15 protein-coding genes are annotated in these 16,044 nt (G+C 61.1%); 8 read left to right on the plus strand and 7 right to left on the minus strand.

Annotated features, from left to right (window positions below; genetic code table 11):
- Positions 1-10: 10 nt before the first annotated feature.
- Positions 11-2,068, minus strand: coding sequence for a transketolase (tkt, locus tag HKD24_RS04235; RefSeq protein ID WP_194259157.1), 2,058 nt, complete (start codon positions 2,066-2,068; stop codon positions 11-13).
- Positions 2,069-2,205: 137 nt separating this feature from the next.
- On the opposite strand from tkt, the gene HKD24_RS04240 reads away from it, so the two are divergent.
- The 4 genes from HKD24_RS04240 (at position 2,206) to HKD24_RS04255 (ending at position 5,241) form a co-directional block, all read left to right on the plus strand.
- The gene (locus tag HKD24_RS04240) at positions 2,206-3,210 is read left to right on the plus strand and encodes an MBL fold metallo-hydrolase (protein ID WP_194259294.1); all 1,005 of its coding nucleotides are present in this window, start codon (positions 2,206-2,208) and stop codon (positions 3,208-3,210) included.
- Positions 3,211-3,261: 51 nt separating this feature from the next.
- Positions 3,262-3,762 carry an ankyrin repeat domain-containing protein gene (locus HKD24_RS04245; protein WP_194259158.1) on the plus strand — a complete coding sequence of 167 codons (501 nt, stop codon included), beginning with the start codon at positions 3,262-3,264 and terminating at the stop codon, positions 3,760-3,762.
- A complete protein-coding gene (gene hisC, locus HKD24_RS04250; RefSeq protein WP_194259159.1) occupies positions 3,759-4,826 on the plus strand; it encodes a histidinol-phosphate transaminase in 1,068 nt (355 codons plus the stop codon). The genes HKD24_RS04245 and hisC overlap by 4 nt, the downstream gene beginning before the upstream one ends.
- A 139-nt stretch (positions 4,827-4,965) precedes the next feature.
- Positions 4,966-5,241, plus strand: a complete 276-nt coding sequence (locus HKD24_RS04255) for a hypothetical protein (RefSeq protein WP_194259160.1) — start codon at positions 4,966-4,968, stop codon at positions 5,239-5,241.
- Between the two features lie 52 nt (positions 5,242-5,293).
- On the opposite strand, the gene HKD24_RS04260 is transcribed toward HKD24_RS04255, so the two are convergent.
- A complete protein-coding gene (locus HKD24_RS04260; RefSeq protein ID WP_322783275.1) occupies positions 5,294-6,145 on the minus strand; it encodes a glycosyltransferase family 2 protein in 852 nt (283 codons plus the stop codon).
- 54 nt (positions 6,146-6,199) lie between these two features.
- On the opposite strand from HKD24_RS04260, the gene HKD24_RS04265 reads away from it, so the two are divergent.
- From HKD24_RS04265 to HKD24_RS04275, 3 genes are all read left to right on the plus strand, one after another.
- Positions 6,200-7,483 (plus strand): aminopeptidase, encoded by a 1,284-nt coding sequence (locus HKD24_RS04265; RefSeq protein ID WP_194259161.1) that lies wholly within the window; start codon positions 6,200-6,202, stop codon positions 7,481-7,483.
- On the plus strand, positions 7,480-8,043 hold the full coding sequence (locus tag HKD24_RS04270; protein ID WP_194259162.1) for a hypothetical protein: 564 nt from the start codon (positions 7,480-7,482) through the stop codon (positions 8,041-8,043). The genes HKD24_RS04265 and HKD24_RS04270 overlap by 4 nt, the downstream gene beginning before the upstream one ends.
- A 68-nt stretch (positions 8,044-8,111) precedes the next feature.
- Complete coding sequence (locus HKD24_RS04275) at positions 8,112-8,543, plus strand: hypothetical protein (protein WP_194259163.1); 432 nt, start codon at positions 8,112-8,114, stop codon at positions 8,541-8,543.
- Here HKD24_RS04275 and fliJ read toward each other — a convergent pair.
- Together fliJ and fliI are read right to left on the minus strand one after the other, a co-directional pair.
- Positions 8,525-8,950, minus strand: coding sequence for a flagellar export protein FliJ (fliJ, locus tag HKD24_RS04280; protein WP_194259164.1), 426 nt, complete (start codon positions 8,948-8,950; stop codon positions 8,525-8,527). The two genes, HKD24_RS04275 and fliJ, sit on opposite strands and share 19 nt — an antisense overlap.
- 13 nt (positions 8,951-8,963) lie before the next feature.
- The gene (fliI, locus tag HKD24_RS04285; protein ID WP_194259165.1) at positions 8,964-10,322 is read right to left on the minus strand and encodes a flagellar protein export ATPase FliI; all 1,359 of its coding nucleotides are present in this window, start codon (positions 10,320-10,322) and stop codon (positions 8,964-8,966) included.
- Between the two features lie 190 nt (positions 10,323-10,512).
- Between fliI and HKD24_RS04290 the strand changes: the two genes are divergently transcribed.
- Positions 10,513-11,256, plus strand: a complete 744-nt coding sequence (locus HKD24_RS04290; RefSeq protein ID WP_194259166.1) for a response regulator transcription factor — start codon at positions 10,513-10,515, stop codon at positions 11,254-11,256.
- A 65-nt stretch (positions 11,257-11,321) separates the two neighbouring features.
- On the opposite strand, the gene glmM is transcribed toward HKD24_RS04290, so the two are convergent.
- From glmM to tilS, 3 genes are all read right to left on the minus strand, one after another.
- Entirely contained in the window at positions 11,322-12,680 is a 1,359-nt protein-coding gene (gene glmM, locus HKD24_RS04295) for a phosphoglucosamine mutase (protein ID WP_194259167.1), read from the minus strand.
- A 96-nt stretch (positions 12,681-12,776) separates the two neighbouring features.
- Entirely contained in the window at positions 12,777-14,681 is a 1,905-nt protein-coding gene (gene ftsH / locus HKD24_RS04300) for an ATP-dependent zinc metalloprotease FtsH (protein ID WP_194259168.1), read from the minus strand.
- Between the two features lie 171 nt (positions 14,682-14,852).
- Positions 14,853-16,034 carry a tRNA lysidine(34) synthetase TilS gene (gene tilS / locus HKD24_RS04305; protein ID WP_194259169.1) on the minus strand — a complete coding sequence of 394 codons (1,182 nt, stop codon included), beginning with the start codon at positions 16,032-16,034 and terminating at the stop codon, positions 14,853-14,855.
- Positions 16,035-16,044: the final 10 nt, after the last annotated feature.

Genomic DNA, 16,044 nt, shown 5'->3' on the forward strand with positions numbered 1-16,044 from the left:
GATCTCTCCCTTACTTGCCGCGCAGAGCCTGACGCTTTGCCGCGTCATAGACTGCCTCAGGCGTGAAACCGAATTTCGTAAGAAGTGCAGAGGCCGGAGCCGACGCACCGAACGTGTTCATGGCGATGATCGCGCCACCGAGACCGACATAACGATCCCAGCCGAAGGCCGCGGCCTGCTCGACCGCCACGCGACCGATCACATCCGGCGGCAGCACGGAATCGCGGTATTCCTGGCTCTGCTCTTCGAACAGGTCAAAGCTCGGCAGGGACACGACGCGGGCCCTGACGCCCTCTTCCGTGAGCTTCTCGTAAGCCGCAACCACGAGACCGACTTCCGAACCCGAAGCAATCAGGATCACATCCGGCTTGCCGTCACAGCTCGCCAGCACATAGCCACCCTTCGCCAGACCGGCGGCGGACGCATATTTCGTGCGGTCGATCGTCGGCAGGTTCTGACGGCTCAGGGCCAGCACGGCCGGCTTGTGCGTCATCGGGATCAGGGTGCGCCAGGCTTCGGCCACTTCATTGGCGTCGGACGGACGGATCGTCATGATGCCCGGCGTCGCGCGCAGCTGGGCAAGCTGCTCGATCGGCTGATGCGTCGGTCCGTCTTCACCCACACCGATGGAGTCATGCGTGAAGATGTACAGAACCGGCAGTTCCATGATGGCCGACAGACGGATCGGGGCCTTCATGTAATCGGAGAAGATCAGGAAGCCCGAGCCATAAGCGCGGATACCCGACAGCGCGATGCCGTTGCAGATGGAGCCCATCGCATGTTCGCGCACACCGAAATGGATGTTGCGGCCGCCATAGTTGCCATTCCATTTTTCCGGCTGGAAGGAGCCGCCACCCTTGATGTCCGTCTTGGTGGACGGCGTCAGGTCAGCAGAACCACCGATCATCCAGGGCAGGTTCTTCGCAACCGCGTTCAGCACCTGACCCGAGCTTGCACGTGAGGCAATGCCCTTCGCATCCGCATCGAAGGTCGGGATGTCCTTGTCCCAGCCTTCCGGCAGACGATGCTCGATGATGCAGTCGATTTCAGCCGCAAGCTCCGGATGCGCCTCGCGATAGGACGAGAACAGCTCGCGCCATTCCGCATGGGCTTCCGCACCACGCTTGCCGAGGCCCTCGGCGAAGTGCTCCTTCACGCCGTCCGGCACATAGAAGTCCGGAGCATCTTCCGGCCAGCCATAGGCCTTCTTCGCGCCCTTGAGCTCTTCCGCACCCAGCGGCTCGCCATGCGCAGACGCCGTACCGGCCTTCTTGGGCGCACCATAGCCGATGACCGTCTTGAGAACGATCATGCTCGGACGGTCCGTCACCGCGCGGGCGGCCTTCAGCGCAGCGATGATGGCATCGACGTCATTGCCGTCCGTCAGGGTCTGCACATGCCAGCCATAGGCCTCGAAGCGCTTGCCGACATTTTCCGTGAAGGCCAGATCCGTCGAACCTTCGATGGAAATCTGATTGGAATCATAGATCCAGGTCAGGTTGCCCAGTGCCAGATGCCCGGCCGTGGAAGCGGCTTCGGAGGCCACGCCTTCCATCATGTCGCCGTCACCACAGAACACCGTCACATGGTAGTCGAACAGCTTGAAGCCGGGACGGTCATACCGTGCGGACATCCATTTCTGCGCGATGGCCATACCAACGGAATTGCCGCAGCCCTGCCCGAGCGGACCGGTCGTGGTCTCGACTCCAGCGGTAAAGCGGTATTCCGGATGTCCCGGCGTCTTGGAGTTCAGCTGGCGGAACTGGGAGAGGTCTTCCACCGTCAGGGAGGGGGCGTCGACAACCTTGCCGTCCTGGATGTCCTTCACGCCCGTCAGGAACAGGGTGGAGTACAGCAGCATGGAGGCATGACCGACCGAGAGGACGAAACGGTCACGCGCCGGCCAGCACGGATCGGCCGGATCATATTTCAGGTCATGCTGCCACACCGCATACATTGCCGGTGCAAGCGCCATGGCTGTGCCGGGATGGCCGGAATTGGCACGTTCGACACCTTCCATCGAAAGGGTACGGATCGTATTGATGGCGAGTTGGGGAAGCGTACTCATCGGAATGGGGTCTCCGGCTTGTGACTGACGGGAAGAAACGCAACGATATCTCCCGTACATTCTGCTGCCACGGCATGACGCGAAGTCGCGCCGGACGCAATGGCTGATTGGTAAACCATATTGTGAAACACGCTCTTGTGCTTGATGACAACCTGCCACATTTCGACGGGCGTCATTACCGAAACCCAGAGGCCTGGCGTCCCGACGAGACACGCATGGCCCGCAAGACATCCCAGCGGATCGGAAACATCTTCAGATGGCAGATGGGGCTGCGTCCCCGCTGGCCGGATGCCCTGCCACCCCAGAAAGCCTACCCGCAGGTTACGCCCGCTCCGGGGGAATGCTGCGTTACGTTCATCGGTCATGCGACCGTTCTGCTCCAGTTTGGCCGCACAGGACGCGCGCCCCTGCGGATCATCACTGACCCGGTCTTCTCCGAACGCTGCTCCCCCTTCCGCAGTTTCGGTCCCCGTCGCGCCCGTCCGCCCGGCATCACCTTCGATGCCCTACCCCGCATCGACATCATCCTCGTCTCGCACTGCCATTACGATCACATGGACCTGCCGAGCCTGCGCGCCCTGGCCGAACGGGACGACCCGCTCTGTCTGTCCCTGCCCGGCAACCGCCGCCATCTGGAAAAGGCCGGTCTGCCGCGCATTGCCGAGCTGGACTGGTGGGAAAGCACGAGCGATGACGGCGCCCGCATCACGGCCACCCCGGCCCTGCATGGCAGCGCCCGCACGCCGTTTGATGCCAACCGTGCGCTCTGGGGCGGCTTTACGATCGAGGCGGATGGCCACACGGTGTTTTTCGCGGGCGATACGGCCTGGGGCAAACATTTTGACGCGATCCACCGCCGCTGGCCACATATCGATCTCGCCATCCTGCCCATCGGGGCCTATGACCCGCGCGACCTGATGCGGCGCGTCCACATGTCACCTGAAGAAGCCCTCATGGCTTTCGATACACTCAGGGCAAAACAGGGGCTGCCCATCCATTTCGGGACCTTCCAGCTGACCGACGAGGCCATTCTGGAGCCCCCAACCCGTCTGGAATTCGCCAGCCGTGGAGCCGGACGTCCTTTCCGGGCACTGGAGAACGGTGAAAGCCTCACCCTTCCGCCCGCTGACACAAAAAGCTAACCTCTCCTCCGACAACACCCCGCAAGGGGACACCGCCATGTGGAAACCGTCATGAACGCCCAGAACGTCACTTTCACGTCAGACCAGATCACCGCCCTGTTCATCGACGCGGCCCGTGAAGGCGATACCGACCTCCTGACCCAGTTTCTGGACGCCGGCATGGCCATCGATACGCCCGACAGCCGCGGCTACACCGCGCTGATCGTCGCCACCTATAACGGCCATGCGGACGCCACGCGCCTGCTGCTGGACCGTGGCGCCGATACGGAAGCCACCGATCTCAAGGGCGCTACGGCTCTGTCCGGCGTGGCTTTCAAGGGCCTGACCGACATCGCAACACTTCTGCTCGATCACGGCGCACATGTGGATCACGCCAATCATGCCGGCCGCACGCCGCTGATGTTTTCCATCATGTTCAACCGTGAAGACATGGCCAGAAAGCTTCTGGCGGCTGGTGCAAACCCGGATCTGAAGGACGCGGACGGTGTCTCTGCCCGCGACCTCGCCGAACGCCAGCTCATGACCGGCCTGTTCACCGGAACGCCCGCATGAGCCGTTTCTGGAACCGCCGTGTCCGCGACCTGCACCCGTATGTCCCGGGCGAGCAGCCCAAAGTCGCGGACCTGCTGAAGCTCAACACGAACGAGTCCCCCTACGGCCCGAGCCCGAAAGTGCTCGATGCCATCCGCAACGCCGCATCCGACGATCTGCGCCTGTATCCGGACCCGACGGCGGTAGTTCTACGCGACACCATCGCCACGCGCTTTGGCACAACGTCGGACCGCGTTTTCGTCGGCAACGGCTCGGACGAAGTGCTGGCCCATGCCTTCCGCGCCCTGTTCCACGATGACGCGCCGGTCCTGTTCTCGGATGTGACCTACGGCTTCTATCCGGTCTATTGCGGCCTGTTCGAACAGCCGTTCCGTCATATCCCGCTCAATGACGATTTTGCGATCGACATCGACGCCTATACCGGCGACTGCGGCGGCATCATCGTCGCCAACCCCAACGCAAACACGGGCATTGCCCTGCCGCTGGAGCAGATCGAGACGCTCCTGAAGCGTCATCCGGACCGCACCGTCATCATCGATGAGGCCTATGTCGATTTCGGGGCGCAGTCCGCCATTGAACTGACACACCGGTATGACAATCTTCTGGTGGTGCAGACGCTGTCCAAGTCCTATGCCCTGGCAGGGCTGCGTGTGGGTTTTGCGATCGGCTCCTCGGAACTGATCGAAGGTCTCATCCGGGTCAAGGACAGCTTCAATTCCTATCCCCTCTCCCGCCCGGCACAGGCCGGGGCCATCGCCGCGATCCAGGATACCGACTGGCTTGCGGATATCACGGCGCGCGTTATCGCCAGCCGTGACAGGCTGGTCCCGGAGCTTGAAAATCTTGGCTTCCAAGTCCTGCCATCCTGTGCCAACTTTGTTCTCGTGCACCACACGGAGCACAGGGCCGGAGACATCGCCGCCGCACTGCGCGAGCGGGCGATCCTGGTCCGGCATCTCTCAACCCCGCGCATCCAGGACTGGCTGCGCATCTCGATCGGAACGGACGAGGCCTGCATACGCCTGACAGACGCTTTGCGGGACATCCTCTCTCCCCGATCCTGAATTAACCGGACGGTAATACTCCGTCCCCCATAATCATGAGCCAGACAGGGCCAGCCGGGCATGCTTTCGTATGCTCCATCCCGCAATCCCTCGGATGAGCGGGAGGCCTGTGAATGTTTCATGCGGAAAGACAGAACACATGCGTGCATTCCAGGGACAGATGTCCGACAATCAGCCTATTCGCCGCAATCAGGCCGAAAAGGAAAAACAGCTCCGGGACCTCAAGGAGACGATCGCGTCCATGAAGTCCCACACCTCTCCGACACTGAAGGAGAGCATCCAGCGCCGCATCCGCGAACTGGAGGTCGAACTGCGCACCATCGCGCGCGAAAAGGCTGCCAAGGCCGCCAACCCAGACGTCCAGTCCGACCGCCAGCGCCGCCCGCAGCGTCGCAACACGATCCGCTCCATGTAATGGCAGCTGAAACGGCCGGTGTAGAGTTTTCCTCTGCACCGGCCGTTTTGCATCAGGCGTCCTGCTCGACCGTTTCCCGCGATGCCGCATCCCACGCCGTCGGCCCCATCAGCCGCAGCCGTGCCGGATGAAGACCGTCAGTCTCGGTCAGCACATAATACGCCGTATATTCGCCGGTCGGCCTGCCCGGCCTGTCCTTCAACAGCCTGAAAACATTCCGGTCCGCCGTCATCTGCGTCCCGTCTCCAGCCAGAGGCTGGTTCCACATCTCCAGAGCTTCCGGCACCCGCGTCCGGTCGATCATCAGACAGTTCGGATCGACAAATCCGCCATAGCTTTCCCGGAAAATCCCGCCCCCGATCCCGACAGACTCCCACTGATCCTCGCAGATCGGCATCAGTGTTCGCGGATGTACGAACCAGCGCCCGGCCCAGGCCCAGTCCTGCCCCTCGATCGCCGTCAGCAGGGAAGACAGGTGATCCGGCGCCCACCAGTTGTCGTCATCAAGATAAGCAATCCGCGGTGCATTCGAGAGCTGACTGAGCACGCTGCGCAACACGCCCCCATCTTTTGCACGACCAAACCCCCCATGCCTCTGGGACGTGGAATAGCCGGGCCACAGCACTTCTACGACCCAGCCGACCGGCCGTCCTTCGACAGCGCGCTGCATCAGGTCGTCAGCACCCTCTCCCGGAGCGCAATCCAGACCGATCATGATCTGGACCCGCAATCCGCCCTGCTGCGCAAAGATGGACTGAAGTGCCCGGACGATACTCGGTCGCAGCAGGCTCGGCATGACGACCGCAACATCGAATGCTTGCTGGTCTGGTTCGCCGGCATCGGCGAAAATGTGAAGTCCGGGTTCCATGCCGGCGACGATACTGCGCGTCCGCAGACCTGTCACGTCACAGCCTGAGCCCGCGCTGCTCTCTTGCACTTCGCCGCCACAGGGCACACCATGACGGACATAATGATCACTGCGAAAGAGTCCAACGTGTCCGCTCCTTCCACCTTTTCGCACGAACAGCTGCTTGATCGCCTGGGCGAGGTTGCTGTCCGCGTTGGCCTGAACATCGCGCCGGGCCAGCAGCTTCTCATCACAGCACCCCTGGCCGCCGTCCCGCTGGTCCGCCGCGTGACGGAACACGCCTACAAGGCTGGCGCCTCCCTGGTGACGACGCTGTATGCGGATGACGAGACCACGCTGGCCCGCTTCATCCACGCCCCGGACGAGGCCTTCGACGTCGCCCCTACATGGCTGGCTGACGGCATGGCACGCGCTTTCCGTGAAGGCGCAGCCCGCATGGCCATCACGGGCGCCAATCCGACCCTTCTGAAAGGTCAGGATCCCGAGCGCATTTCCCGGGCCAACCGCGCCAATTCCAAGGCCAACCGCCCGGCAATGGAAATCATCACGCAGTTCGCCGTGAACTGGAACATTATCGCCTGCGCCACCCCGGTCTGGGCTGCACAGGTCTTCCCGGAACTTCCCGCCGACGAAGCTCTCGCCGCCCTGTGGGACGGAATCTTCAAGGCGTCCCGCGTCGATGTGGCCGACCCGGTCGCCGAGTGGAAAGCCCATAACGCACGCCTGCACGCCCGGGCGAAATACATGAATGACAGCCGCTTCGAGGCCCTGCATTTCAGCGGCCCCGGCACCGATCTGACGGTCGGCCTTGCGGATGGCCATCTCTGGGCAGGCGGCTCGGAAAAATCGGGCAACGGTATTGTCTGCAACCCGAATATCCCGACGGAAGAAATCTTCACGACCCCCCATCGCGGCAAGGTCGATGGCCGGGTCAGCAGCACCAAGCCGCTTTTCCATCAGGGCACGCTGATCGACAACATCTCGGTCCGCTTTGAAAACGGAAAGATTGTCGAAGCATCCGCAAGCCATGGCGAAGACGTGCTCAAGCGCATCCTCAGCACCGATGAAGGCGCCGCCCGGATCGGTGAAGTAGCGCTCGTCCCGCATTCCTCGCCCATCTCGGCCAGCAAGATCCTGTATCGCAACACGCTGTTCGACGAAAATGCATCCAGCCATATCGCTCTCGGTCAGGCCTATACGAAGTGCATGGTCGATATCGAAGGCCTGACACCGGAAGAACTGCTGGAGCGAGGCGTCAACGACTCTCTCATCCACATTGACTGGATGATCGGTTCGGACAAGATCGACCTTGATGGTCTCAAGAATGGCAACCGCGTGCCGCTGATGCGCGCTGGCGAATGGGTGCAGACATGACATTTCCCCGCATGACAGGGCTCTCGGCCTTTCTCGTTTCCGCTGCAATGCTGCCACTGGTGGTACAGGCGCAGACCTACCCGCCACCCGCCTATCAGGGCGGCGTCCCGAGCCAGAGCCAGACCCAGATCGACGGAAGTGCCCCCGTTCAGGGTGCTCAGGCCCAGCAGGCCCCGCAGGTCTCACCACAGGTCCGCGCCGATACGGAACGGGCCATGCACTACCCGCTGCCGCCCGACTTCATGACCCGGGCCGCAGCGACGATCGCCGAACTCCAGGCCCGGAATATCCAGCCCCCCAACTCCCACGGCACGAGCCTTGGGGACACGATCCGGCAGATCAGTCAGGTTCCGGGTCTGGCACCCGTCCTGCAAAGCCATGGCTTCACACCTGAGACCTTCGTCATGGGCATGACGGCCTTTGGCATGACGCTCGCCGCCAGCAACGGTCAGCTCCCGACGGGAATGCCAAGCCCCAACCCGTCCAATGTCGCCCTGTTCAAGGCGCAGCCCGGACAGGTCACGGCCCTGATGCAGGCCATGGGCAACCCGCCGCACTGAAAACGGCACAGAGGCCGCGCCTTCCGCGGAATGGCCCGGCCTCTTTCACCCGCGAACCAAAGATCAGAATGTCCATCAAACTCGACCCCGCGATCCTGCCTGCCCTGGATATTCTCGGCATGGCACAGTCAGGCGCTCTACTGCGCGCCGAACGCGAAACGCCACCAAATGGCATCCCGGCTTTCGTGACCCGTGCTGGCTGGGATGAACTGACGGCGACACATGCCGATCAGCACGATGCCTCCCATGCAGTGCTTCTTCCGGCACTTGAAAAAGCCGTTGCACGCATCCTGTCACACGCCGCAGAAGCCGCTTCGCGCAATGGCGAAATGACACCGGTCCTCACAATACCGAGTGATCTCTTTCCCAGCGATCCGGACCTCGTTCTGGCTTTCGTCCGCGACAATACGCATCCTGTCGCCTGCGCCCTGATCGGCACGGCAGCCCAGATCGAAGCAGCCTTACGCGGGCACGGATCTCCTCAAGACCGACCGAACTGACGGACCGCGAGCTCGTCCAGAACATTCTGTTCTTTCCTGAGACCGGCCTGTCGTTCCTCTTCTTTCTGCTCGTCCCGCAGCGTCTTGACGGCCTCCATAGCTGCTCTGGCCGCAATCAGCGCCGAGCGCACGGTCTCGCGGTCTAGCGCGGCCTCACGACAGCGCGCCTGAGCGTCCGCCACCGCCTTTCGCCCCAGTGGAAGCCAGCGGCTGAATGCCTCAACAGCACCATCCCCCGCCGTGGGGCTGGAGGCGATCCGCTGCTCGTTCAGAATTTCTTCCTGAACCGCAGCCAGTTTCTCCTCCGCAGCTGCCTCACGCGCCACTGCATCGGCAAAATTTCGTTCCACAACGTCAAGTTCCTGCTCCCGCAGGGTGATCAGTGTATCGAGAGGCGAGCGTTCCATCGTGAGATATCCTTCATGCTGCATTCAAGGGAGCGTTCTGCGGAACAACCTGCATGATCTGCGCCAGTTGTTCGAAGGCCTCCGCACGCGTGGAGCGTTCATCCCGATCCTGAGACAGAAACGCGTTCAGCCGTGGCATAAGTGCGATGGCTTCATCCACTTCCTGATCCGTGCCGGCCTTATAGGCACCAAGCCGGATCATGTCCGCCATGCGCTGATACGTCGCCATGGCGGCACGCGCCCGTCGCGTGAGGGCATTTTCTTCCGCCGAATTGCACCGTGGGACGGCACGCGAGAGGGAGCGTAGGATATCAATGGCAGGATAACGCCCCTGTTCCCCGATTTTGCGGTCGAGAATGATGTGACCGTCCAGAATGCCTCGCACAGCATCGGCGACAGGCTCGTTCTGATCGTCGCCTTCCACAAGAACCGTGAACAGCGCCGTAATCATCCCCTGATCGGGATATCCTGGCCCAGCTCTTTCCAGAAGTCGTGGAAGCTCGGCAAAGACTGACGGCGGATAGCCACGGGTCGCTGGCGGTTCTCCGGCAGACAGACCGATCTCACGCAGCGCCATGCAAAAGCGGGTCACGCTGTCCATCAGTAGCAGGACGGATTTGCCCCTGTCCCGAAAATATTCCGCGATCGCCATGGCGGACAATGCGGCTTCGCGACGCATCAGCGGCGGGGAGTCAGAAGTGGCGATCACCAGCACACTGCGGGCCAGCCCGTCCGGACCGAGATCGTCCTCGATGAACTCACGGACCTCACGTCCCCGCTCGCCAACCAGCGAAATCACCGCAACGTCACATTCCGCGCCTTTCGCCAGCATGGACAGCAAAGTCGATTTCCCGACGCCCGATCCGGCAAAAAGCCCGAGCCTCTGGCCACGACGGCAGGTCGTGAATGTATCCAGGGCACGCACCCCAAGATCGATACGCTCACCAAGACGGGCACGGCTGGCCGCATTCGGTGGAGGAGACTGGATCGGCTGCCGTTTGAATGACGGCAGCAGCGGCCCCTTCCCGTCAATCGGCTGTCCCAGCGGATCAACAACCCGTCCCAGCCAGCCATCACTCACATTCAGACCACCATCACGACGATTCAGCGGCACCTTCGCCTCACATCCCGGACCAATCCCTTCCAGAGAGCCAAAAGACATGAGGCGTGCCACGTCCCCCTGAAACCCTACAACCTCGGATTGTACGGACCGGCCATTCCGTGACTTTATAGCGACTCGGTCCCCAATCGTAACGAATCCCTCGAGTCCGATAACAGTCACGCACAGACCCACAACGTCTTTCACACTTCCCGTCACCCAGGTGCAGGTCATATCGGAAAGCGCTGCAAGAAGCCTGTTATAGTTGCTCATAGTGCCAGTTTCTCGCCGTATTCTGCGGTTTGATCCCATCCTCAGAACCTACAACCTTCTCGTTAAAACATCCCTAATGTTCCCCCATGACGAGAAAAATAATGACAAATTTACGATTTTTGATCCATGTCTATCGACAGATACAACCTTGGGTAGTAACCATTGGTTCACCAAGCCGGGAGTTGAGAACATGCGTATTCTTCTTGTCGATAGCGATCAGTCCGCCGCCGCCAGCCTGTCCCAGATCCTGCGGACCGCCTCCTTTACCGTGGACCACACACCGTCTGGCGAAGAGGCCATCGAGATGCTCCGTCATTATGATTATGACGTGGTTGTGCTTGAACTGATGCTGAACGACCTTGAAGGGTATGAAGTCATCCGGCGCGTCCGGACGGCCCGCATCACGACCCCTATTCTCGTCCTGTCTGCCCTGCTGCGCCCCCAGGCCAAGATCCGGGCATTCTCGATGGGTGCAGACGACTATATGACCAGGCCCTATGACGCCGGCGAGCTGATCGCCCGTCTTCAGGCCGTCATGCGCCGCTCCCGCGGCTTTGCCGAACCGAAACTGCGCGTCGGAAATCTGGAACTGGATCTGAACGGCAAGAACGTCACCGTCGATGGGGCGCCGCTGCATCTGACGGGCAAGGAATATGCCATCCTTGAGCTTCTGGTCATCCGCAAAGGCTCGGTGCTGACCAAGGACGCATTCCTCAACCACCTTTATGGTGGCATCGATGAGCCGGAAATGAAGATCATTGACGTCTTCATCTGCAAGCTGCGTCGCAAGCTCCAGAATGTCGGTGCAGGCAACCTGATCGCCACGGTCTGGGGCCGCGGCTACATCCTGCGTGAAGACGACAGCCCGACCTCGGCACCTCTTCCGGAGACCGCCCCCCGGCATAATTCTCCGGTCATCGCTGCGACTGCCTGATTTCTCTGAAATCAGGCAAGTCCCTGCTTATGCCGGGCGCTCGCCTTTTCTGTCGTCAGACAGATTCAGACGTGAGCGATCGCGCGAATGACGTCACAGACATGATCTACGACCTCATTCACCAGAGCCTCATCCTCTGCTTCTGCCATCACACGGATCAGAGGCTCCGTACCGCTGGCACGGAGGACAAGGCGGCCGCTTCCGGCCAGACGTTCATCCGCCCAAGCCTTGGCTGCGGCAAGGTCAGGACTTCCCATCGGGCTGGTGCCTGAATAGCGGACATTTTTCAGAAGCTGCGGATAAGGCGTAAAGAAACGGCAGATTTCGCTGGCCGGCCTTTTGGTCTCAACAGACACGGCCAGAACCTGCAGAGCAGCAATCAGACCATCGCCCGTGGTGGCATAGTCTGACAGAACCATATGTCCGGACTGCTCGCCTCCAAGATTGGCACCGATTTCCCGCATCCGCTCGACAACATAACGGTCACCGACTGCCGTGCGCTGAAGTTCAAGCCCGTTCTCGGCCAGAGCCTTTTCCAGTCCCATATTGGACATGACCGTCGTCACCACCGTGTTGCCACGCAGCCGGTCATGCTGCTTCCAGAAAGCCGCGATCAGGCCAATAATCTGGTCCCCATCGACAAGATTGCCATTCTCATCCGCAATCAGGACACGGTCCGCGTCACCATCCAGCGCAATGCCAAAATCGGCCCCGTGTTCCCTGACGGCTGCACACAGAGTTTCAGGATGCGTCGATCCCACGCCATCATTGATGTTCAGACCATCAGGCGAACAGCCGATCTTGATGACTTCCGCCCCCAGTTCCCACAAGGCCGTGGGTGCCACGCGATAGGCCGATCCATTGGCGCAGTCGATGACGATTTTCAGGCCATCCAGACGCAGGCCACGCGGAAAAGACGCTTTTGCATTCTCGATATACCGCCCGGCTGCATCTGTCAGACGCGACGCCCGGCCAATCTGCGCCGGAGAGGCCAGGCGGCCAGACAGATCCTGCGCCATCAGGTCTTCGATCTCGCCCTCAACTTCGTCGGAGAGCTTGAAACCATCCGGCCCGAAAAGCTTGATGCCATTGTCTGTAAAAGGATTGTGCGAAGCCGAGACCATGACACCCAGATCGGCCCGCAGGGACCGCGTCAGCATGGCAATTGCCGGGGTCGGAAGTGGTCCGACCAGAATGACGTCCATTCCGGCAGACAGGAACCCTGCAACCAGCGCACATTCCAGCATATAGCCCGAAAGACGCGTGTCCTTGCCCAGAACGACACTGTGGCGACGGTTCTGGCTCCGCATGAAGTACAGCCCGGCCGCCTGCCCCAGTCTCTGTGCAACCTCAACCGTCATGGGCGCGGTATTAGCCGTTCCCCTGATGCCATCAGTACCGAACAGAGACCTTTTGCTGACCATAATGAAAAATCCTGCCTGTCTGCCAGAAATGAAAAAGGCGCGACACCGAGGATGTTCTCCTCAATGACGCGCCCGCTGGTGCGATTTGCTGCCTGATTAACCTGCCTGAGGCGCCGGATCAAACGCGCCAGGGCGTGTGGTCGGAACAGAGGCACGGCGGTTATCCGGCATCTGTTCATCGTCCGAGGTGCGCTCAATGGCCTCACCGCGCATGATGCGACCAACATCGTCACCCGTCAGCGTCTCATATTCCAGAAGTGCCGCTGTCAGGCGATGCAGGTCATCGAGGTGTTCCGTCAGCAGATCATGGGCCTGTTTGTAGGCCGTATCGATCAGGACCTTGACCTCCTTGTCGATCTCCCGCGCGGTTTCCTCGGAAATGTTCTTGCTCTGCGTGACCGAATGACCAAGGAACACTTCCTGCCCGTTATCGCCATAAGCGATCATGCCGAGCTTGTCGCTCATGCCCCATTCGGTAACCATCCGGCGTGCCAGATCAGTTGCACTCTTGATGTCACCCGAAGCACCGGCACTGACTTCCTCACGTCCGAAGATGATTTCCTCGGCAACGCGACCACCCATGGCAATGACCAGACGGGCTAGGCACCATTTGCGGCTGTAAGAAATATTGTCCTTCTCCGGCAGCGTCATGACCAGGCCAAGAGCGCGGCCACGCGGCACGATGGTCGCCTTGTGGATCGGATCGCTACCCGGCGTGAAGATGGCGCAGATGGCGTGACCGGATTCGTGATAGGCCGTCGAACGCTTTTCGTCCTCGGTCATGACCATGGAACGACGCTCCGCCCCCATCATGACCTTGTCCTTGGCTTCTTCGAACTGCGCCATGCCAACAGTGCGCCGCCCCTGACGGGCTGCCATCAGTGCAGCCTCGTTTACGAGATTGGACAGATCCGCACCCGAGAAGCCCGGCGTGCCGCGTGCAATAACCTTCGGATCAACATCCGAGGAAAGCGGCACCTTGCGCATGTGAACGCGCAGGATCTTTTCACGACCGGCCACATCCGGGTTCGGCACGACAACCTGACGGTCGAAACGGCCAGGACGCAGCAGAGCCGGATCCAGAACGTCCGGACGGTTGGTCGCGGCAATCAGGATGACACCTTCATTGCTTTCAAACCCGTCCATCTCGACCAGCATCTGGTTCAGGGTCTGCTCGCGCTCGTCATTGCCGCCACCAAGACCGGCGCCACGATGGCGACCCACGGCATCGATTTCGTCGATGAAGATGATGCAGGGCGCAGACTTCTTGCCCTGCTCGAACATGTCACGCACACGCGACGCACCGACACCGACGAACATTTCAACGAAGTCCGAACCGGAAATCGTGAAGAATGGCACATTGGCCTCGCCTGCAATGGCACGCGCCAGCAGGGTCTTACCGGTACCCGGAGGTCCGACCAGAAGCGCACCCTTGGGGATCTTGCCGCCCAGACGGGTAAATTTCTGCGGATCACGAAGGAATTCGACGATTTCCTGAAGTTCGGATTTCGCCTCGTCGATACCGGCGACGTCTTCAAACGTCACACGACCGGTCTTCTCCGTCAGCAGCTTGGCACGGGACTTGCCGAAACCCATGGCCCGGCCGCCGCCACCCTGCATCTGGCGGAAAACCATGAAGCACAGACCCACCAGGATCAGAACCGGCAGATAGGCCCCGACGTAACGCAGAATCGGGCTTTCCCCGCTCTCCATCGGCTTGGCCGTCACTTCGACGCCAGCAGCGGTCAGACGGGACGGAAGACTCGGATCAAGCGGCGCATAGGTGTCGAAAGACGTCCCGTTCGTCAGCGTCCCGGAGATGTTCTGCTCCTGGATCATGACCGAACGGACCTGATGCTGGTCCACGTCATGAATGAAATCGGAATAGGCGATCTGCTGGGCTGCATGCTGGCCGCCACCGGGCTGGAAGGCTGTCAGCACTGCCATTCCGACCACGATGATGACCACCCAGATCGCAACGTTACGGCCTAAATTGTTCATCTCGCTCTCTGTCGTCCTTCAGACTGTTCCGTCAGATGCAGTCCGGGGTCCCCCGTCACAACTGGCCGACCGGTCACATTCTGCGTTGACTTCATAACATAAGCTTCCGCGTCCGCGATCCTACCCCATCACAGGCAGGAAAACGCATTTCTTGCATTTTTGAGGCTCTTTTTACGTTCCCAGACGATTTTCTCCGGTCACAGGTACCCCGGCCGCCCAGACAAACCCGGCTTCGCCGGCCTTTTCTCCGATCCGGGGCCACAAAATCAGCCGCCCTTCATGCCACACGCCCGGAAGACACCGTGCCGCCGCAGACGGAACCCCCAGCCTGCGAAGATCGAGCGCATGGACCGCATCACCAAGAGCGCCGACCAGACTTGCGCTCGGAACATCTGGCGTCAGCAGGCGCCAGCGCCCATCCCAGACTACGCCTACCCTGGCAGAGATCGGTCCCGTCACCGCTTTTTCTTCCCGAACCAGGATCATCCCGTCACCGAACCGTCCCGCTGGCCTTACGTGCACGCCCGATAATGTACCCTCACCCTGTTCTATTAGTCGCAGCAGGGCGTCGCGGGCCGGGCGATAGGAACCGCCCGAAACCAGACGGATCAGCGCCGCCAGCGTCTCTTCACGAACTCCGCTTCGCTCCAGAAACACCCAGCCCTCAGAGTGCCAGACGGCATGACGTGTAAGGCTGATGGCCAGTTCCGCTTCAAGCCGCTGGCGTTCTTGCACGGCATTGGTCCGCAGCAACGCAGCCTCACGTCGCTGCTCAGACGTCAGATCCTGCCGCCAGCGCACACGTTCGAACCGCCGGTTGGCGTTCGACGGATCCTCGATCCAGGGCAGGTTTTCCGCTTTCAGTGTCTGACGCAGCCGATCCTTGGACAGCGACAGAAGCGGCCGCACAAGCCTGATCCGTCCGCGCACGGAAACGGGCTGAATACCGCTCAGACCTGCTGGTCCGCTCGCACGCAGACTGCGCATCCATACCGTCTCATCCTGATCGCCGGCATGATGCGCAACAAGCAGATCCAGACATCCCGCAACGACGCAGGCCTCTTCCAGCGCCTCAAACCGGGCTTGCCGCGCCCGCTCCTGCAACCGCCCTTTCGGAAAAGGTGCCAGCGTCAGGAGCCGCGCCGTCACACCCATTTTGGCAAGGCGCCCAACTGTCAGACGGGCTTCGGCGGCTGATTCAGGCCGCAACGCATGATCGACCACGAAGGCCACAACATTGCGCCGCCAGCGTCGGGCCAGAAACGCGAGCGCCATGGAATCGGCACCCCCAGAGACGGCCAGACCGACCGGAGCGTCTGAAACATCCGGAACCCAAGGCCCCAGAACTGCCATCAGTCCGGCG

Origin of the sequence: Gluconobacter vitians, from assembly GCF_015244565.1 — a bacterium.
GTDB lineage: Bacteria > Pseudomonadota > Alphaproteobacteria > Acetobacterales > Acetobacteraceae > Gluconobacter > Gluconobacter vitians.